Annotated in this window: 1 protein-coding gene; it reads right to left on the bottom strand. The window is 48.0% G+C overall.

Annotation, left to right across the window (positions count from 1 at the left end):
- Window positions 1-702 (bottom strand): LysR substrate-binding domain-containing protein (locus KIV40_RS35390; RefSeq protein WP_285354146.1); only part of this gene is annotated, 702 nt, incomplete at both ends.

The raw sequence follows: 702 nt of genomic DNA, 5'->3' as shown, positions 1-702 counted from the left end.
TCGCAATAACTCATAAAGGATTTGAGAAGTGGGCTCTGATATTTGTCTTTGTGTACCAACATCCAAAAGCGGCGCTTCATGTCCAGAGGTACATTGATGACCTTTACACGACCGTCCTTAATTGCAGGCTCAGCCGCCAATTTTGAAAGGCAGGCTAACCCCAATCCAGCAGAGACAGAGTTGATGATCGCTTCGGTGGTGTTGAGCTCAAATGACTCATACCAATGCTCGATACGTGGCGCGACGGTTCGAAGGAAAAACTCACGGGTACCTGATCCGGATTCTCTTAGGATCCAGTGACTGCGTTCGAGCTCTCGTAATGGCACAGAATCGACTTGGACAAGCGGGTGATTGGCATTGGCGACAATACACATCTCATCACTACTGAACTGGCTAGAGATCAGTTCGGGATGTAGAGTCTTACCTTCAATCAGAGGGATATCGAGCTCATAATCAACCAGCTTCTGGCAAATTAGAGCACTGTTATTGATAAACAAGCTCTGCTCTTGATGTTGAGTATGTTCACGAAAGCCCGAAAGAATAAACGGTGCGACTTGATTGCCGATGGTGTCGCTGGCCCCGACTTTGAGTAGGCCGCTCAAAGGTTGATCGTCACTGAATAGGGCGTCAATACTGGCTGCGCGATGCAGTATCTCATCAGCAAGTGGTAACAGCTTCTGCCCCTCTTGGTTGATGATCAAA

Source organism: Vibrio sp. D173a (genome assembly GCF_030248475.1).
The sequence above is the reverse complement of the archived record's forward strand: the minus strand, read 5'-3'. Positions and strand labels throughout refer to the sequence as shown.